Below are 17,743 nucleotides of genomic sequence, written 5' to 3' on the forward strand. Positions count from 1 at the left end.
TTCGACCCGGCGCGGCCGAAACCGAGGACGGCGGCGAAGAGGGCGGAGCGATGCGTCATGCTGGGCTTCTCCTGATCTCGCAGGGGTGAGGGAGCGGGCAGCCGGCCCTTGCCGGTGCTGCGGCCGCCCGCGCTATGCGGCCAGCCGGTGGGCGACCGGGGCCGTGAACGTCATGTAGGTGTCGGGGCTGGGCTCGTAGCCCTTGTCGCAGGGGTCACAGACGCCCTGAGTGCGCAGCGGGAGGCAGAAGTAGTACCTGCGGCGGCACCGGGGGCACGTGGACCTCGCGGCCATCGCCCGGTCCAGCGCTTCTTCCTGCGCGAGCGTCGGCACCCGCTTCGGCCGGGCGAGCTCCACGCTGTAGAGCCAGGCCCGGGTGGGGTGGATGCATGACTGGTCGGGCCGGTAGGCGCACGCCCTGCAGCGCAGCACCGCGACCGGGCCGTGCCCGCCGGGGCTCAGTCCGCGCTCGCGTAACTGCCGCCGGGTGACCAGGCCCTTGGGACAAGCGCGCCGGTCGAACTCCGGCAGTGTCGCGTCACTGCGCGGCACCCGTTTCACCTCGCGGCGGGGCTTCTTCCTCGGGCGCGGCATCACCTGCTCCAGGCGCCGGGCAGCCGGTCGGGGCGGTGCGGGTAGCGGGGGCCGGGACGCTGTGGGCGGGGCCGGCCGATCCGGCGGCGGGGGCAGGGGATGAGCATGAGCAGTTCCTCCAGTCGTCGGGGGACAGCGCTGCGCCCCGCCGACGTCGTGCTGGTGTCGGCGGGGCGCAGCGGGTGGTGCGGCTGGGTTATGCGGCGAGGCTGTGGGCCGTGCGCGTGGGGTGCTCACCGGGCGTGGCCGACGCGGGCGTGGTGTGGCCCGGCCGGGGCGTGTCCGGCTGCTGCTCGGGGGCCCCGTGCAGGTGGGTGCCGATCAGGTAGCCGATCAGCAGCCCGGTGACGCCGAAGATCTTGTGGCGGTTGACCTTCCACCAGGTCGGAGCCGGGGGCTCGGTGAGCACTCCTATGACGGTCGGGACTTTCGCCAAGACGGGGTCTCCTTCTCTCGTGGGCGGGGTGGTGCGTGCGGCCGGGCGGCCTGTCCGGTCCTCGTCGGCCCCGGGTGCGGGGCGGGCGAGGGCCAGGCAGAGCGTCAGGTCAGCGGGCGGTGAACAGGCGGGTGGCCCACGACCGCAGCCGGTCGAAGCGAGTCGGGTGGGTGTGCCGCCAGGCGGTGGGGAACACGCCGTGCTCGGTGGGGAAGGAGCGGGACGCGCCGCACGTGCACGTCCAGGCGAAGGGCTCGGGGCGGGTGTCGTCGCGGGTCGCGGTGACCTTGGCGGGGAGGCCGTCGTGGCTCCCGTGGAAGGTGCCGACCCAGAACTCGGTCTGTTCGAGCTGTGTCTTCATGGGATTCCTTCGGTGCGTGGTGGCGGTGCCGGACAGTGCGAGTGCGGGGTCAGCGCTGGAGCGGGTGGACGTTGTCGGGGCCGTGGTCGTCGCCCGCCGGGGTGGGGGCGGGGATCGTGGCGTGCAGGTGGAGCGCGGGGCTGAACTGGTACTGCGGCGGGTGGTTGTGGACGATGGGCCGCAGGGTCAGGCCGCGCAGGGCGAAGATGCTGGCCAGTGCCCACATGAGGGCGGAGAGCCCGGTGGCGGCGGCGCGGCCCCCGGCCGGGGCGGCGGACCAGATCATGGCGAGGCTGCCGATGCCGAACAGCACCCAGGCGATGCGGGCGCCGGCATTGCCGAAGAACCCACCGACCAGCCCGAGCAGCCCGGTCAGTTGCCAGAACGCGTACAGGGCGGCGGGGGCGACGGCGAGGTGCGCGGCCTGGTCGGCGAGGAACACGCGGACGGGGTGGTCGACCATGCCCCACAGCCCGCTGCCGTCGCTGGCGCTGGTGGCCGGGACGTTGGAGAGGCCCTTGAGTGCGGCGGAGGTGATGTCGCCGGCGGCGTCCAGCATCAGCACGATGAGGCTGAGTCCGCCGAACAGCGCGGCCGTCTTGATCCAGTTGGCGACCTCGTGCCAGCTGGCGTGCCGGGCCTGGCCGACCTCCTCCCACCGCTGGTGGAGGAAGCCGCCCTCCTCCCAGGACTTGCGCCACGCGGTGCGCAGCCGCGTCAGGCGCTGCTTGCCCTTGCGGGCCGGGGACAGTTCGAACTGGTCGAGGATGTTGTTCGGGCGGTGCTGGCCGTTCATCTGCCTGTCGTTGTGGGACATGCGGAGTCGCTCCTTCGGCTGGGAAGTCGGTGGTGCGCGTGGGTGTCCGGCCGGGTGGCCTGCCCCCGCTCCGGCCCCCGGGCAGGCGGGGTTCGGGCGCGAGGCAGGGGACCCGGAGCGGTTACAGGCCGCGGGCGTCGGCGAGGTGGGCGGCCTGGTCGACCATGCGGAGTGGGACGCGGGCCGATCCGTGGGCGTCGTTGAAGGACGGCACAGAGTCGACGCCGTCGCCGAACGTGCGGCGGATCGTGTCCAGGAGCACGGAGGCGGCGCTGGCTTCCAGGCCGCTGTCGCCGCGGGCCTCGGCTCGGATGGCTCCGAGCATGCAGCGGGCGCCGTCCTCGTCGACCAGGGCGCCGGAGCACCAGCCGCCGGTGAGCAGCCGGTGGTGGGCGCGCTGCAGAAGGGCGGCGATCGGGGTCGGGTAGGACTCCGGCGGTGGCTGGAGCGTCGGGGTCAACGGGATGGTGACGACGTCGCCCAGGTCCACGGGCTCGGTGGGGATGTGCGCGGTGTTGACCTCGTAGGCGACGGCCGCTTCGTCCAGGCGCGCGGTCATCGCCGCGTTCACGAGGGTGAGGCGTTCCTCGAGGCTCAGTTCCGCCGGCGGCGCGGCCGGGGTGGTCGGGGCGGGGTGGTCTATAGCGGGGGAGAGCGAGGCATGGGACATCGGGACTCCAAGCAGGGGACGCCGAAGGGCGCCGCCGGGATGGTCTCCGGCGGCGCCCTTCGGCGTTGTGTAGCGGGGGAGTGGGCGTTTGGGTATCAGCGCACCCGTGTCCCGGGCATCCTCGGACCATCAGGCGCGGGGAAGGGGATCGAGTGGAGTTCGTCTTCGAGTGCGGATGGTGCGGCGGGGACAACTACTTCGTGGGCAAGCAGGTCGGCTTCTGGGTCGACAAGTGGGAAGTGCCCGCGGAGTGGGACTGCCGTTTCTGCGACGGGCTCAACTACACCCCTGACCCGCCGTGGACGGAGGCGTAGTCAGAGGCTGGAGATCAGTCCGGCGAGCGAGGCGAGGCCGCTGTTGATGGTCGGGGCCAGGCCGGTCGCGGCGAGGGTGAAGCCGAACAGCGTGCAGGCCAGCGCGGAGCCGACGCGGACGTAGCCGCCCTTGACCAGGACGAAGACGATGATGCCCAGCAGCACGGCGGCGGAGATGGACAGGGCCACGGTGGTGGTGCTCCTTCACATCGGGTGGGGCCGGCCGTGCTCGGGCAGGCCGACCCCGGGGATGGGTGTGATCAGGCGTCGGTGAGGCTCTTGATGGCCTCCAGCGCCTGGCGGGGAGAGGCGACCTGCTCGGAGCGGCGGTTGCCGCTCTTGGAGCCGCGCCCGCCTCCGCCCTTGCCGCCGCCTCCGCCGCCGCGCCGGCGGGAGCGGCCCTCGCCCTCGTCGTCCTCGTCGGGCTCGGGCCAGAACTCGCCGGGCCGCACGGGCTCGTTCCAGTCGAACCACAGGCCGCGCTTCTCCAGCTCGCTGATCTCGTAGTCGGTGAGCCGGTTGACCTCGTCGGGGAACAGCCGGGAGAGGTCGGTGTCGAAGTCGGCGTACAGCGACCGCATGAGCACGGCGCGGCCGTTGTCGAGGACGATGACGGCGACGCCGCCCGTGGAGACGCCGTTCTCCGGGTCGGCCTCGCCGCGCATGGCCCGCTCGATCGCGGAGCCTTCGCTGCGGGAGTAGCGGGCCGGGATGGTCGGCACGTCGTAGGCGTTCTCCATGGTGCCTTCCGCCGCCTTGCGGGTGGCGCCGGGCGAACCCATGTTGAAGATGACCGGGCGGCTGTTCTGCCGCAGGTTGTCCTTCATCTCCGTGGAGAACCCGTTGTGCGCGAACGGCGACTGGCCGGCCGGGTTGAAGCCGATGCCGTACTTCAGCCCGGTGACCGTGAGGTCCTCGCCGTCCTTCTGGATGAACTCGCCGAAGTCCGAGTCCTGGGCGGCGGTCATGAACTCATCCGCGTACACGTTGAGCTGCCGGTACGGGCAGCGGGTGTCGCCCGGCTTGTAGTCGTGCGGCTGGCCGTCGTGCGGCCAGGGCATCTCCGCCCTGATCTCGCACAGCGCCTTCGCCGCCCGCAGGGAGCGGGCCATCCACAGGGCGTTCGAGCCCTGCCGGTCGATGTACTTCCCGAGCACGGTGGTCTTCTCGTCCTTGCGGACGGTGGACAGCCACACCACCTGGCTGTCCAGGGACTGGGCGGCCATGTTGATCGCGAAGAACTGCGTCTTGCCGGAGCGGGACACTCCGAGGGTGAGGCCGTGGGCCGGGGCGTTCTTGTCGTGCTGGTACACCATGGTCTTCACCGGCTGGCCGGTGATGGTGAACCCGCACACGTACATGCCCTTGGCGTCCGGGGTGAGCAGCTCGCGGGTGGCGGGGAAGATCGCGCTAAGCGGCGGGGTGTCGAACGCGCTGATCAGGAACTCCGAGCCGTCGATGAGGACGAACACGCAGGAGTCGTCCTCGGGCAGGTCCAGCGCGCGGCAGACCTTGGGCAGGTCGATGCGCGGGGACTCGGTGGAGTCGCTCATCTTCGCCCGGTAGAAGGTCACCCCGCGCTCGTTGTCGCGGGTCTTGTGGACCAGCTCGGAGCCGGGGGCGCCGCCCTTGGGGCCGGCGACCCGGTCGATCCAGCGCTCCTGGTCGGTCGGCTTGGTGCGCCGCCGGGCGTTGGCCTCCGGGGTGATGAGGGCCTCCATCCAGCCGGGTCCGCCCTGGCGGCCGGGCTGGATGGCGACGTCCGCGAGGGTGACGTCGGCCGCGGACACGCCGAACGCGGCTCCGACGATCTCGGGGGAGAGGCCGGTGATCGGCCGCCCGGTCTCCGAGGCGCGCAGTAGCAGGGTGAGGTCGTGGCGCATGGCGGTGTGCCGGGTGGCCTTGACGACGTGGGTGCGGGCGGGCATCCCGGCGCGCTCCCACAGCATCCGCGCCTCGCGGGTGAGCTGGTCGGCTCCGTCGTCCGGCTGCGCCACGGTCGGCTCCGCGGCCTGGGCGGGCGCCGGCTGCGGGGCTGGGGCGGCGAGCGCGGGGCGGTGACGGCGGCGGGCGTGGCGGGAGAACGGCAGCACGAAGGAGCCGGCCGCCGCCCATCCGGCTGCGAGCAGTCCGTCCAGCCAGTACGGGCCGAAGCCGGTGGTGTGCCCGGCGGCGACGTCGACGGCGGCGGCCAGGACCAGCGGGGTCCAGCGCAGGATCTTGCGTCCGGCGCCGGTCTCATCGCTCTTGGCGGCGAGGAAGATGCCGCCGATCCCGGCGGCGCCGGCCAGCTGCACGACGGAGTTGACGGGGCTGTCGGGGTAGAGGTTCGGGGCCACGGCCAGCACGGGCGCGGCGAGGGTGTAGGCGAGGCGCTCAAGCGCGACACTGCGCGGCGTGGTCACCGGCTTCTCCTTCGGGAACGGGCACGGGCGGCCCCGCGGAAGCTGCGGGGCCGCCCGTGGCGGGGTGGGGGAGTGGGGTCAGCGGTTGAAGAAGGCCGGCTTGGGGGTCTTCTCGCGCCGGTTGGAGCGGATGTCGTCCAGCGCGCCGTAGAGCTTGGAGTGGGTGCGCCGGGCCTGGTGGGTGAGGTCGGCGGTCTCCTCCGCTGTGTCAGCCAACTTGCGGACCTGGGTGGCGGCACCGCCCAGGGCGACGGCCACGTTGTTGGTCAGCTCCACGAACTTCACGTCCAGGTCGGCATTGGCGATGTCGCGGGCCACGTCCTCGGTGCGGGAGGCGTTGGCCTGCATGCTGCGCCGCAGCCCCTCCAGTTCGAGGGTGGCGTCGTCCATGGCCTTGCCCAGCTTGAGGAGTTTGGCCTGGACGGCCTTGTAGCGGTTGTCGCCGTCGGCCGGGGCAGGCGCTGCGCTGGTGTTGCGGGGTGCGAGATCGCTGCTCATCAGCGGGGTCCTCCGTGCTTAGTCGTGGTGGGCGGCGGCCGACGCGTACTTCAGGCCCGCGTCTTCCTTGGCGGCCATGTCCTGGCCGTAGACGCGGGCGACCATGGCGGCCGCGAGCGTGGCGGCCTCCTTGGCGATGCCGCACTGCTCGGCACACCGTTCGGCCTGCTGCTTCATACGGGCTGCGGCGTCGGCGAGGTCCGTGATCAGGTCGGTGACCTGCGTGGAGACGTTGTGGTCGCTGATCAGGTCGGTGGCCATGTCCCGCAGGGCGTCGGCGACCTTGGTCAGTGCCTCCGCTAGGGCTTCGGCGCGCTCCTGGTTCATGCCGGCCTGGATGGCGATGTTCGCCATCTCCATCAGGAACTCGTCGAACGTGATGTCCGTGCGGTGCTGGGCGGCCAGGCCGCTCTGCCCGGACGGCCTGCTGACTTCCGAGCTGCTCACGTTGCTCCCTTCCGTGCCGGGCCGGCTGGTGCCGGGCCGTGCGGTGTGCGGCTCCGGCGCGGGCGGCAGGCCCTTCACGCCGGTCGTGACGGCTGTGGGCCCGTCGGGGACGATGTCCGCGTCGACGATGTCGTCCTCGCCCTTGGCGTCGGTGCGCGGCGGGCGGGTGGGCCGGTCGGGCCACTCCACCGTCGGGGTGGAGTCCTCCGCGCCGAACGGGCTGTCCGCCGGGCGGCCGCGCCGACCGGCACGACCCGTACGACCGCGCCCCGTCCGGCCGGTGCGACCGGTGCGGCGGGTACGTCCGCGCCGTTCGGCCCGGCCCGTGCCGCCGGTGCGCCGACGCCGGAACCGCCGCCGCTTCTTCGAACCGTCAGACGCCCCGTCACCGGCCGTGGAGTCCTTGCCCGGTTCATCGGTCGCCTTGCCGTCCTTCGCGGTGCTGGAGGCCCCGTCCGAGCCTTCCTTGGCGGTCTTTCCGCCCTTGCCGTCGGTGCCCTTGCCCTTGGAGTCCTTGTCCTTGGACAGGTTCACCTTCTCGGTGCCGGCCTTCGCGGCCTTCGCGGCCTCCGCGTCGGCGCGGCGTTTGTCCCAGCGGCGCTGGGCTTCCTCGCCCACGGCCTGGCCCAACGTGGTGCGGCCCGGCGTGGCCGACGCGGCGGCTTCCCGCTTCGCCTTCCGCGCTGCGTCGCGCTCCTGCCGCTTCGCGCGGCGGTCCTCCCAGGCCTGCTGCCGCTGGGCGCGGGCCTGGTCGCGGCCCTTGGACCGGTCCGCGACGCCGGCGGCGTGCCCGGCGCTGCGCCGCTCCTGCCGCCCGGCCTGCCGGACCCCGGCGCGCTCCTGGCGGCTGCGGGCCCGCTCGGCCCGAGCACTGGACGCCGGACCCTGCTGCGTCCGACCGCCGTCACCCTTCGAGCCGCTGCTCCGGCCAGAGCCGCCAGAGCCCGTCTGAGAGCCTTTCGAGCCCCCGGACGAACCGCTGCGCCCGGAACCGGCTGCGCGGCCGCCAGAGCCCGACTGAGAGCCCTTCGCGCCGCCCTTGCCGCCTCCGCTGCCCCCGGTCGATCCGGAGCCGGAACGACCGCCGGGGCCGCCGGAGTTGGAGCCGCGTGAGGCCCCGGACCGGTTCGCTCCCGAGCCGGAGTTGTTGCGGGACGGCCCGTTGCCGCCCCCGCCGCGCGAGGACCCGCCCCCGCCGCCGGCCTTCGAGCGGCCCTTGTCCGACCCCAGGCCGGAGGCGGACGACTTCGCGCGGTCGGCGTCCGCCTTTCCGCGTGCCGCCGCCTTGTCGCCCTTCGCTTTCATCATCGCGGCGTGGAGCTTTCCGTTCTGCTCCATCATCGCGACTTCCTGCGCGGTGCGGCCTTCCAGTAGCGCAGCCTTCCGCGCTATTTCGGCCTCGCGGAAAGGCGCTTCGCCTTCATGGAGCGCCCGCGCCCTTTCCAGCCGGAATTCCAGCCAGTCACCGAGACGGTCAGCGAGAGAACGAGGCTGCTCGTATTCGCCTTCCTCGTATTCGCCGTCATCTTCACCGGTTTCCGGCGCCGTAATCCCTTCGGAACGCAAGGCCGTCGACGGGTCCGGGGCAGCCGGAATCGTCGGCAGTTCCATTGTCGTCTCTTCCGGCGATTCCGGGGGAGCCGGGGGAATGTCTTCCGGCGGCGGAATGGTGTCGCCGTAATCCGGGATCGGCGGTGGCACGTACGTGGAATCACCGCTCCAGGGGCCTTGGACCAAGGTCCCGGTGCCGTCCTCATCGGACACGGTGCGCCTCCCTCCTGGGACTTGACAGAGCGTGGGGTCTTGTGTGCACGCGTGTGCACGTGCACGTGTGCACGCTTTACGCGCGCGAGGCCCCGCCGGAGTCCGGCGGGGCCTTCGCTGGTGACGTTCAGTGACGCGGGGGGTGCTTCGCCACGACCTGCTCCGCGTACTGCAGCAGGTCGTTCCAGATCCGTCCGTTGCCCTCCACGCGCTGGTCCATCGCCGTGATGAACAGGCGGCAGATCAGCGCGAATCCGGAGTAGACGTCGCCGCGACCGGCTTTAACGTCCTTGGCCATTCGGGATCGTGCCAGGCGGAGCCAGAATTCCATCTGCCCTGCCTCGCCGCGAGATTCGCGGGCTTTCGTCGCCTCTTCCTTCAGCCAGTTCTGGCGCCGCTGTGCGGAGCGTTCGGCGCTGCTGAGGGGGCGGTTCACGCCGACTCCCGACCCATGTCGTAAATCGACGTGGGACCACCATAGCCGAGATTCTGGCTCTGTGCATCTTGCTGCGGCGGATTCGGTGCGGCCTGGAGCGGCTGCGGGTTCTTCTTACGCTGCCTTTCCAGCTCCTTTTCCTTCCTTCCCTTTGCCGTATTCACCACGGTCTCGTCGTGAGCGCGACGCTTATAGGCGCTCTTTTCCAGGCCGTCGGTGAGGTTGTTCAGGTTCTTGAGCACGTTCCCGAGGGCCTTTTCGACGGGCATCGCGCGCAGCCTGGCGTGGTACCAGCGGTCGCCCTCCACGTGCGTCTTGCGCAGGTGGAGGCGGGTCTCGATCGCGAGGGTCTCCAGGTTCTTGCCGATGTCCAGCAGGACCCGCTGAACGTCGGCCAGGTACCGGGCGGTTGCCTCCGGGCTCTGTGCGACGTCGCGCAGAGGGGAGTAGTTCGGGTCGTTGTTGCTGTTCACGGCGGGGATTCCCTCCTGGTGTACTGGTGGGGCTGTGACTGCTTCCGGCAGTCGCAGCGAGGGCCAGCCCGCTTCCTTCGGGCTGGCCCTCACTGGTGTGTGCCGGACGGTGGGTCAGGGGCGGTAGCCGCCGGCGAGCAGCTCGGCTGCCTCCTGGCGGTACTCCGAGGCGGTGCCGGGCGAGGTGACCGCCAGCTCGTGCTGGATGTCGGCCAGCGGCAGCCGGTCGGCGTCGCCGCCGGCCGCGAGGATCATCCGGGCGACCCGGCGGACCGCCCGCTCGCGCGGCTTGAGCTTCGCGACGTCCTCGGCTTCGACCGCGCGCCGCTCGATTTCGGCAGCAGCCCGCCGCGTTTCGGCGGCGGCCCGCTCGGCTTCGGCGGCTTCCTGCTTGGCGCGCGCGGCGTCGGCGAGCGCGACCTCCCGGAGGCGCTCCTCCTCAGCCTCCTTGCGAGCGGCTTCGGCGGTGGCGCGCTGCGTTTCGGCAGCAGCCCTCTCCGTTTCGGCAGCACGCCGGTTCGCTTCGGCAGCAGCCTCGCGGGCTTCGGCGATGGTCTGGGTCTCGATCGCCTGTGCCTCCGCCGCGGCGACCCGGTCGGCCTCCGCCGCTTCCTTCCGCTTCTCGGCTGCCTGCCGCTCCAGGTCCGCCGCGCGAAGGTCCGCTTCGGCCTTCGCCTCGCGCTCGTCGGCCTCCTTGCGCTCCGCCTCCGCCTCACGGGCTCGGGCTTCGGCCATGACGGCCTGGTCCAGCGCCTCCTGCTCCAGTGCGGCGGCCCGCTCTGCGGCGCTGACCTGAGCTCGGGCGTGAGCGCGGGCCTGTCCGGTCTGGCCGTCGACCTCCGCGCGGACCGCCTCCACCTTGCCCTTGGCGCGCAGCCGCTCGGCTTCGGACTCCGCCTGGGCGACCTCACTGCGTGTCTCCGCGTCCAGGCGCCGGCGTTCGGCTTCCTCCTCCCGCTCCTGGGCTGCCTGGTCCTGCTCATCGGGCATGGCCAGGGCCTGGTCGACGGTGTAGCCGTAGGGGGCCATCTTCATCGGCAGCAGCTCATCCTCGCTGGCCTTGGAGATGTCGCCCTTGTACTTGCGCTTGAGCCACTGCTCGTAGGCGATGAGCTGCTGGTCGCGGCGGATCATCTCCGGGTAGGAGGTGACGCCCCACAGCCGCATCCGGCGGAAGATCCGGGCGGTCGCGACCGGGGCGAGGATCCACCGCAGCCACGGGATCGAGTCGCGTTCTTCCTGGTCAGGCCGGAGGACGCGGTCGATCGCGGTGCGGCCCAGCTCCACCACCATGATGAAGAGGACCGGCACGACGCCGTGGGCGCCGGCGGCGACGTAGTCCAGCAGCTTCCAGGCGCCCTCCGGGGCGCCGGAGGCGGCATTGAGGACGACCGTCGCGGCGGTCAGCAGCCACACCGGGTAACGGATCCAGCTGATGGGGCGCTTGAGCCAGGCCATCAGCAGGTCGACCGCGATCATCACCATGATGCCGACGTCGACGCCGACCGCGAACAGCTGGCCCTTGCCCAGCGAGCCGAAGCGCAGCTCGGTGAAGGCGAACTGGGCGACGTGCTCGAAGGACAGGTACAGGCCGATGCCCGCGAGGGCGAGCGCGGCGATGACGATCGCTGCGGCCGTCCACTTCTGGGTGCCGGTCAGCTTCGCCAGGGAGGGTTTGGTTCCGGTTCCGCTTTCCGTCTCCGAAACGAACTCCGGCGCATCCGAAACGGTGCCGGTCGTCCGCGAAACCGGCCTGGGCGTTCCCGAAACGGCGGCCGGTGCGTCCGTCTCGGAGTCGGGTTCGACCGCGGTGCGCGGCCAGTCGGTGATCGTCATGCGTGCCTCCGGAGGGGGTCGTTCAGGGCGTGCGCGAAACGGCGGGGGCTGCTCCCGAAACGCGGCGGCGCGTTCCCGAAGCGGCGGTCGGTGCGGGCGGGTGATCACGAAGCTGGCACCGGCTCTACCCGCTCCGCGCGCACGAAAAGGCCGGCGGCCCGGGTGGCGGGCGGCCGGTCTCGCGAAGCGTCGCGGGGCGGGCTCGAAACTCGATGCGGCTCCCGCCGGGCGGGCGCGAAGTCAGCTCTCGGGGAACTGCGCGCCGTGCCGCTCGAGGTCGGCGGTGGTGATGCCGAAGTGCCGGCACCGGTCGATCAGCGGCTGGAGCCTGCTGCCGTCGCCGAGTGCCTCGGGCGAGCCGACGCCGTACAGCTTCTGCGTGGCGAACAGCTCGTTGAGCGCGGCCGCGGTGCGGGCGGTGTGCCGTTCGAAGCGGCCCTCACCCACCCACTCCTCCGCGATGACGTGGAGGGTGGTGCGCCAGCTGCCGCTGTAGTCCTCCGGCCCGATCGGCGGGATGTCACTGCCGAAGATCGCGAAAGCGGCGGCCTGGGCGGCGGCTTCCGTGCCGGGCGGAGCGGGGTCATCGTCGTGGCCATGGGGCCTCCCTCGACTGTCGGTCCGGGCTGTCCGGCCCCCCTTCACCGCCCGTCCTGGCCGTCGTGGTGCAGCGGTCGGTGCGGGCGGATCAGGCAGCCGCCAGAACGGATCAGGCAGCGCGGTTACGGGCGGCGCGGCGCTTGAGGGAGCGGCGCTCCTTCTCGGACAGCCCGCCCCATACCCCGGCGGCCTCGCCGCGCTCCAGCGCGCCCTGGAGGCAGGACTCCATCAGCGGGCAGCGACGGCAGACAGCCTTGGCCTCTTCCTCCTGGAGCAGGGCCGGGCCGCTGTCCCCGATCGGGAAGAACAGCTCCGGGTCCTCGTCGGCGCAGGCCGCGCGGGGACGCTCGGGCGCGGCCGCGGTGGAGACGGCGCCGTAGTACGGGGTGCGTACGATGGAGTTGCGATTCATCAGGGCCTCCCAGAAGGTCCAGTGCAGGAGACAGCCCCAGGGCGGCCACCCTGGGGCTGTTCTGTGTCGGCGGCCGGACGGCCGGAGCGGGCGGGAACTCCCGGCGCTCTCCGCCGGCCCCGGCCGGGAAGGCGCGGGGGCGACGGGGCAGGGCCGGGGATCAGCGCTGCTGCTTCTGGCGTGCGGTGTAGGCGTCCTGGAGGCGGGCGAACCGATCGTGGATCGGCACCCCCTCCGCGCACGGCGTCTCGCCCTGGCAGGCCGGGCAGTCGGCAGTGTGCTCGGTGGAGTCCTGGAACGCGCGCATGTAGCGGACGAACAGGTCGTCGGTCGGGCGGGCGCTCATCGGCGGTTGGCCTCTGACCTCTTGTTCTGCTCCCGGTTCTTCTGCGAGAGCGCCTCGCGTTCGGCGTCGGTGAGGCTGGTAATCACGCCGCCACCTCCCAACCGGCCGGCACCGGCGCGAGGTTGGGAACGAGGACCAGGGCAACGTCGACGCGGGCGGCGTCCTCGGGCTCGTAGCCCTGGTCGTCGTCCTCGCGCTCGATGTCGTCGATGATCCCGGCCCGCGGCTGCGGCGCGGTGCGTGTCATGCTGTGCTGCATCAGGTCCTCCGAGTCAGGTCCTGGACAGTCCCCGGGGCCCTAATCCCTGGGGCTGTCGCGTTCACTCCCCAGTTGGGGAGGCGGCCGCTGTACGAGCAGCCACGGCCCCGGCCACCCCTCTGCGGGGTGGCCGGGGCCGTGGTCGTTCGTCCGGAGCGGGTCAGCTCGCGCGGCGTTCGGGGTGCAGCGTCTTGAGCGGTACCGGCGGCGCCCCCAGCGGCGCGTCACCGGCGGGCGGCTCCGCGCGGCGGGTGTCGGCGTCGCGGACCGCCGACTCGATCGACGCCCACTTCATCTCGCGCAGCAGCCACAGGGGCCGGCCGTCGTCACCCGTCGCCGTCTGCTTCTGCGCGGCGATCTGGCTGACGGCCGGGGCAACCGCGACCTTCGGCTTGCGTCGCACGGTGGTCCGGCGGCGGTGGACGGTCTCCGAGTTGCCGTCCGTCAGGCGCTCCTCCCACTTCCTGACCGTGACGTTGATGGTGACCAGGCGGTTGCTGCCCAGGCGACAGCGGAGGGCCGCGTCCTTGCCCGCGCGGCCGGTGTCGTGCGGCACGAGCTTGGGCTTCTTGGTCTGGAGGCCGGTGATCGGCACCCACGTCTTGCAGTCGGGGCAGATCAGCGACGCACAGGCTGGGCGCAGGTCGTATTGGTGGGGCTTGAGGGTGGAGAGGGTCAGCGCCGGGCGGCTGTTGACGCTCCGGGAGCGGATCCGGCTCCGGCGGGGACGGGCGGTGCGCTCAAGGGTGGAAGCAGACATCTGAACTCCTCACGGACGGAGAGGCAGGGAGCGCGTCGCGATGCTCTCTCCGCCCTCCGGGCCGCGCGGCATAAGGCCGGCGTCCCGCAGGACAGACAGCGCACAGCGCTGCGACGTGCACACAGTCGTCGCGGCCGTCAGGCTCTGGGGGAGTTCGATGGTGCTCTCGCGCCCTCAGTGACCCGAGGACTACCCCGGCCGCCCCTAAGGGCGGACGACTACTGCGGTCTTGCGGTGGTGCTCGCTCGGTGCTCCCGGAGGATCACCGACGCCCTACATACATCAGGTTGCATCAGGTATCCTCAGGTGTCAAGCGGTATAGTGAGGCACCCAGAGGGAATTTGAAGGAGGCGAAGGCACATGCCAGGGCCACCCCGAGCCGACAATCGGCCGCCGTACGCGCGCATCGCGGGCCACTACCGCGACTTGATCAGCTCCGGGGAGCTCTCGCCGGGCGACCTCCTGCCCAGCATCAAGACGCTGGCAACCGAGTGGGAGGTCAGCACAGCCACTGCGGACCGGGCCATGCGACTGCTGCGCGAAGAGAAGCTGGTGCGGGGCATCCCGGGCGTCGGCACCGAGGTGCTGGCGCGCCCGATCTCGCTGTCCTCCGGGGCGGAGCGTCACGACCGCAGCATCAAGACGCAGTCGTCGTGGGGTGTCGGCGAGAAGTCGTCCGGCCACACCGCCGGCATAGTCGAAGCTCCCGAAGACGTTGCTGACGTGCTGGGCATTTCGGCTGGTGACGACGTGATTCGCCGTAGCCGTGTCTACCGAGACGGTCACGGCATCGTCTCCCACTCCACGTCATGGATCCCGGCGGAGTTCGCCCAGGCCGTGCCCGAGCTGGCGCGGAGCGAGCGGCTCAAGGGCGGGTTGTCGCTCGACTTGATCGCTCGGGCCACCGGGCGGCACGTCGTGAAGCGCGTGGATGAGGAGACAGCTCGCATCGCGACAAAGCGCGACCTCGAGCTCCTGGAGCTGGAGGCCGACACCGTCGCGGCAATCCTCGTGCTGACCGCGCGCTTCCTGGACGCCGACGGCGAGCTGCTGGAGTACGGCGTGGACTTGGGCGCCCCGGGCCGCACCCGACGCACGACGTCAGAGGTGCAGCGGTGACCACACGGAACGTCGCCGTCCTCGACGACACGCTCGTCTCCTGCCTCGAAACCCGCCTCAGCCAGCTTCTTCGAGCCGAGCACACCGACACCCTCACGCTGGAAGGACGATTCGAGATCACGCGCACCTCCGCCGCTTTGTCCGGCCGACCGGGCCCCGCGCCTCGCGCGATCCTCATGTCCGGTCTCCAGGGCTCCGGCAAGACAACCCTCGCCCGTGCCCTGGAGAAGGCCGACTTCCGGCGCCTGTGCCCTGATGAGGAGATGTTCCGCCGCTACGGCCACTACGGCAGGGACTTCCCCCGCGGCGAGTTCAGGGTCCGGGAGGCGCCCGTACTCAAGGACATCGCCCTTGAGCTCCAGGACCTCCTGGCGGCCGGACACGACACCGTGGTCGACCACGGCTTCTGGACTCCGGAAGAGCGAGCCCAATGGGCAGCGACCGTGATGGAGGCCGGCGGCGAGCCCGTTCTCATCTACTTGCCGGTGCCGCATGAGGTGCGCTGGGACCGAATCCGGAAGCGCAACGAGCAGTCGCTGGTCGACGCGAACAGCATCGAGTTCAGCGAGGAAGACCTCCTCAGGCACGCGGGCCGCTTCCACCCGCCGACCGCCGATGAGCCGCACATCCTGTACGACGGTCACCCGGAGACCGTGCTGGCCGCGCTCCGTCGTACACGTCCTCCCATGGATGGCGGCCCCCATTGACCCCTACCTCCCACACGCAGCTCCTGGCACTTGTTGACCATGACCGTGCTCGGGTCCTGCGACTGCGGAAAGTGACATCGGCCGGTGACATTCGGAATGTCACCACCACTTGTCACCTCCGCGCGATCAAGAGGCCGTGCCATGCTCGGCCGCAGAAGGGCCGGCTTCCGCTCCGCGGGCATCACCCTGTCGGGGCGCAGGCTGCGCCGCTGGACCGTACGGGGAAGGGGATCGCGATGGTTGACGAGCGTCCTGACTGGGCTCGCCGGATGGTGGATGAGCGCGCGGCTCGTAACTGGTCGCAGTCCGATGCAGTGCGCGCGTTGATGGTCCGGCTCCCAGACGACCAGGTCGTAAGCGAGCAAGACCTACTGCGCCAGTGGAAGCGGTGGGAAGCGGGGGAGAGTCAGCCGACGAAGTACCGGTCGGCCATCGCCGCCGTGTTCGGAACGACCACGGGCGCCTTTTTCCCCGAGCGCTCCCGCCGTGACGGCCGTGCGGAGATTTTGCAGGTCAGCGGCATGGACACAGTGGACATCATCGCGCGGCTGCGAGCCTCGGACGTGGACGTCGCCACGCTGGACGCACTGCGGATCACAGCGGATCGGCTGTGCTGCGAGTACGCGTACATGCCCGCCGACCAGCTGCTCCTGGAGGGCAAGGCATGGCTCGCCCGCGTCGTCGGCCTCCAGCACCAGCGGGTCAGCTTGGCGCAGCACCGCGAGATCATCGCGCTCGCCGGGCGGCTGTCGCTCCTGGTGGGTTGTGTCGAGTACGACTCCGGCCGGCCCCGCGACGCCGAAGCCACCCGGCAGGCCGCGCTGATGCTCGGTCAGGAGGCCGGGGAGCTGAGCGTGCAGGGCTGGGCTCATGAGATGAGGGCGTGGTTCGCGCTGACCCGGGGCGATTATCGCGGTGTCATCGCGGCCGCGGAGGCCGGCATCGCCGTGGCGCCGACCGAGAGCGTCGCCGCGCAGCTGTACGCGCAGAAGGCCAAGGCATGGGCCCGGTTGGGCGACCGGTCGCAGACTGAGGTCGCGCTCGACAAGGGCCGTCAGATCCTCGAACTCCAGCCGTATCCCGAGAACATCGAGAACCATTTCGTCGTCGACCCCGCGAAATATGACTTCTACCGCATGGACGCGCTGAGGAAGTCGGGCGAGAACCGGCTCGCGGAGCAGCTGGCCAACGAGGTCATCCGGGCGGGCACGGATTTCGACGGAACGGAGCGCTCGCCCATGCGGATCGCGGAGGCCCGCGTCACGCTCGGCGTGGTCGCCGCGCGCGAAGGTGACCTGGACACGGCGCTCGCCCACGGGGAGCGGGCCCTGACGGGGGAGCGGAAGTCTTTGCCGTCGCTGGCGATGGTGGCCGCCGACCTCGGGCAGGCCCTACAGACTCACTACGGGTACGCCTCGGAGGCGCAGGAGTTCGTCACCCATCTTCGTGAACTGCGGGGTGGACAGTGACTTTCCCGTGGGGCGGGCACTTTCCCGCGCGCTTCCCGTCAGGCGGGATCGTCTCGGATACTGCGCGAATTCGCCCCACAGTTCTGGCCGGTTATGCAGTTAGGCTGTGCGCAGAAGTGATCGACAACGGCGAAAGCCCCCGGGACCGGGCCTGGTCCACTGGGGGCTCTCGAACGGGGCGAAGCTCCGTTTGGGCGAGCACCTGGTTGGGAGGTGATCGCGGAATGAAGACTACCCGCACCCGTGGAACTTCACGCGCAGCTGCGCCGTTCCATCATCGCGATCACGCCTTCGGGTGCGCTTTCCGGCATGCCGACTCCACCTTCGGTATTGAGGGGGTCGGGATGACCTAGGTCATCGGCCGCGCGCGCCATTCTGCGGACTGACAATCCGCTTCGGCCTCGCGCGGCCCTTCGCACCGACCGGGCTTGACACCCCGGCTCGGCTGCTCGGTCCCGGGCTTGACACCAGTTCCGAGCTTCGGCTCATCGAGCCACTTCCTTTTCAGCAATACCCCGCCTTCGACAAGCGGGTCGGCCCCTTTGACAAGGGCCACCAGCAGCACCCCGGCCACTGACAGGGCTGGCGCACTACCTGAGCAAGACCCCGGCCGCTGACAACGGTCGGTGCCCTACCCGATCCGCGGGGCCCTTTGACGGGGGCCCTGCGGTTCACCAGCACCCAAACGAGAGGAGAAATCTCCCCCCTTCCGATCCACCTCGCGGCGTTTCGGTTGGGACCGCGCCCGCTCCTCACGGAGGGGGCTTGGTGCCTTCCATCCACTCGTCGGCCCGTCCCGCGTTGCGGGGTGGTCCGGCTCGCATATGAAAGTTGGTGTCCCCGCCATAGTGCACGACTTCGCGTCTCCTTGTCAGCTCGACCGTGTCCGATTCACACCGGTTCGAGCCCCCCACACTTCCCGCGTGACGGAATTCGCACACCCTGTTTGCGCAGTTCACGGCATTAGTCACGAAGATTCCTGGGGTCGGAGTGTCACACGTATCCCGGTCCGCGACACCT

Annotated in this window: 21 protein-coding genes; 4 read left to right on the top strand and 17 right to left on the bottom strand. The window is 71.1% G+C overall.

Annotation, left to right across the window (positions count from 1 at the left end; all coding sequences use genetic code 11):
• Positions 1–132: 132 nt before the first annotated feature.
• The 5 genes from AB0I73_RS28975 to AB0I73_RS28995 all read right to left on the bottom strand — a co-directional run bounded on the left by AB0I73_RS28975 (position 133) and on the right by AB0I73_RS28995 (position 2,878).
• Positions 133–594 carry an RRQRL motif-containing zinc-binding protein gene (locus AB0I73_RS28975; protein WP_363042187.1) on the bottom strand — a complete coding sequence of 154 codons (462 nt, stop codon included), beginning with the start codon at positions 592–594 and terminating at the stop codon, positions 133–135.
• A gap of 196 nt (positions 595–790) precedes the next feature.
• Positions 791–1,030 carry a hypothetical protein gene (locus AB0I73_RS28980; protein WP_363042189.1) on the bottom strand — a complete coding sequence of 80 codons (240 nt, stop codon included), beginning with the start codon at positions 1,028–1,030 and terminating at the stop codon, positions 791–793.
• A gap of 109 nt (positions 1,031–1,139) precedes the next feature.
• A complete protein-coding gene (locus tag AB0I73_RS28985) occupies positions 1,140–1,391 on the bottom strand; it encodes a hypothetical protein (protein WP_202279315.1) in 252 nt (83 codons plus the stop codon).
• Positions 1,392–1,440: 49 nt separating this feature from the next.
• Positions 1,441–2,208 carry a hypothetical protein gene (locus AB0I73_RS28990; RefSeq protein ID WP_363042191.1) on the bottom strand — a complete coding sequence of 256 codons (768 nt, stop codon included), beginning with the start codon at positions 2,206–2,208 and terminating at the stop codon, positions 1,441–1,443.
• Positions 2,209–2,329: 121 nt separating this feature from the next.
• Positions 2,330–2,878, bottom strand: a complete 549-nt coding sequence (locus tag AB0I73_RS28995) for a hypothetical protein (protein ID WP_363042193.1) — start codon at positions 2,876–2,878, stop codon at positions 2,330–2,332.
• A 152-nt stretch (positions 2,879–3,030) separates the two neighbouring features.
• Here AB0I73_RS28995 and AB0I73_RS29000 point away from each other — a divergent pair, with 152 nt between their 5' ends.
• The gene (locus AB0I73_RS29000; protein WP_019329449.1) at positions 3,031–3,192 is read left to right on the top strand and encodes a hypothetical protein; all 162 of its coding nucleotides are present in this window, start codon (positions 3,031–3,033) and stop codon (positions 3,190–3,192) included.
• Here the strand turns inward: AB0I73_RS29000 and AB0I73_RS29005 are convergent, their stop codons facing one another.
• From AB0I73_RS29005 to AB0I73_RS29060, 12 genes are all read right to left on the bottom strand, one after another.
• Positions 3,193–3,381: a hypothetical protein gene (locus tag AB0I73_RS29005; RefSeq protein WP_202279311.1), complete on the bottom strand. Its 189-nt coding sequence runs from the start codon at positions 3,379–3,381 to the stop codon at positions 3,193–3,195.
• Between the two features lie 71 nt (positions 3,382–3,452).
• Positions 3,453–5,597 carry a chromosome segregation protein ParM gene (locus AB0I73_RS29010; protein ID WP_363042196.1) on the bottom strand — a complete coding sequence of 715 codons (2,145 nt, stop codon included), beginning with the start codon at positions 5,595–5,597 and terminating at the stop codon, positions 3,453–3,455.
• 78 nt (positions 5,598–5,675) lie between these two features.
• Positions 5,676–6,095 (bottom strand): conjugal transfer protein TraB, encoded by a 420-nt coding sequence (locus tag AB0I73_RS29015; RefSeq protein ID WP_363042198.1) that lies wholly within the window; start codon positions 6,093–6,095, stop codon positions 5,676–5,678.
• Positions 6,096–6,113: 18 nt separating this feature from the next.
• Positions 6,114–7,883, bottom strand: coding sequence for an ATP/GTP-binding protein (locus AB0I73_RS29020; RefSeq protein WP_363042200.1), 1,770 nt, complete (start codon positions 7,881–7,883; stop codon positions 6,114–6,116).
• A 550-nt stretch (positions 7,884–8,433) separates the two neighbouring features.
• Positions 8,434–8,742 carry a hypothetical protein gene (locus AB0I73_RS29025; RefSeq protein ID WP_202279307.1) on the bottom strand — a complete coding sequence of 103 codons (309 nt, stop codon included), beginning with the start codon at positions 8,740–8,742 and terminating at the stop codon, positions 8,434–8,436.
• Positions 8,739–9,215, bottom strand: coding sequence for a hypothetical protein (locus AB0I73_RS29030; protein ID WP_363042202.1), 477 nt, complete (start codon positions 9,213–9,215; stop codon positions 8,739–8,741). Before AB0I73_RS29030 ends, AB0I73_RS29025 begins: the two co-directional genes overlap by 4 nt.
• 114 nt (positions 9,216–9,329) lie before the next feature.
• Entirely contained in the window at positions 9,330–11,051 is a 1,722-nt protein-coding gene (locus AB0I73_RS29035; RefSeq protein WP_363042204.1) for a DUF2637 domain-containing protein, read from the bottom strand.
• A 240-nt stretch (positions 11,052–11,291) separates the two neighbouring features.
• Positions 11,292–11,696, bottom strand: a complete 405-nt coding sequence (locus tag AB0I73_RS29040; RefSeq protein ID WP_363042206.1) for a hypothetical protein — start codon at positions 11,694–11,696, stop codon at positions 11,292–11,294.
• Between the two features lie 64 nt (positions 11,697–11,760).
• The gene (locus AB0I73_RS29045; RefSeq protein ID WP_363042208.1) at positions 11,761–12,063 is read right to left on the bottom strand and encodes a WhiB family transcriptional regulator; all 303 of its coding nucleotides are present in this window, start codon (positions 12,061–12,063) and stop codon (positions 11,761–11,763) included.
• A 160-nt stretch (positions 12,064–12,223) separates the two neighbouring features.
• Positions 12,224–12,409: a hypothetical protein gene (locus AB0I73_RS29050; RefSeq protein ID WP_363042210.1), complete on the bottom strand. Its 186-nt coding sequence runs from the start codon at positions 12,407–12,409 to the stop codon at positions 12,224–12,226.
• Positions 12,410–12,491: 82 nt separating this feature from the next.
• Positions 12,492–12,656: a hypothetical protein gene (locus AB0I73_RS29055; RefSeq protein WP_363042212.1), complete on the bottom strand. Its 165-nt coding sequence runs from the start codon at positions 12,654–12,656 to the stop codon at positions 12,492–12,494.
• A gap of 172 nt (positions 12,657–12,828) precedes the next feature.
• On the bottom strand, positions 12,829–13,428 hold the full coding sequence (locus tag AB0I73_RS29060; protein WP_363042214.1) for a hypothetical protein: 600 nt from the start codon (positions 13,426–13,428) through the stop codon (positions 12,829–12,831).
• A gap of 360 nt (positions 13,429–13,788) precedes the next feature.
• Between AB0I73_RS29060 and AB0I73_RS29065 the strand changes: the two genes are divergently transcribed.
• From AB0I73_RS29065 to AB0I73_RS29075, 3 genes are all read left to right on the top strand, one after another.
• On the top strand, positions 13,789–14,547 hold the full coding sequence (locus AB0I73_RS29065; RefSeq protein ID WP_363042216.1) for a GntR family transcriptional regulator: 759 nt from the start codon (positions 13,789–13,791) through the stop codon (positions 14,545–14,547).
• The gene (locus AB0I73_RS29070) at positions 14,544–15,254 is read left to right on the top strand and encodes an ATP-binding protein (RefSeq protein WP_363042218.1); all 711 of its coding nucleotides are present in this window, start codon (positions 14,544–14,546) and stop codon (positions 15,252–15,254) included. The genes AB0I73_RS29065 and AB0I73_RS29070 overlap by 4 nt, the downstream gene beginning before the upstream one ends.
• Before the next feature lie 521 nt (positions 15,255–15,775).
• A complete protein-coding gene (locus tag AB0I73_RS29075; RefSeq protein WP_363042220.1) occupies positions 15,776–16,723 on the top strand; it encodes an XRE family transcriptional regulator in 948 nt (315 codons plus the stop codon).
• Positions 16,724–17,743 lie beyond the last annotated feature (1,020 nt).

Source organism: Streptomyces sp. NPDC050388, assembly GCF_040655635.1.
GTDB lineage: Bacteria > Actinomycetota > Actinomycetes > Streptomycetales > Streptomycetaceae > Streptomyces.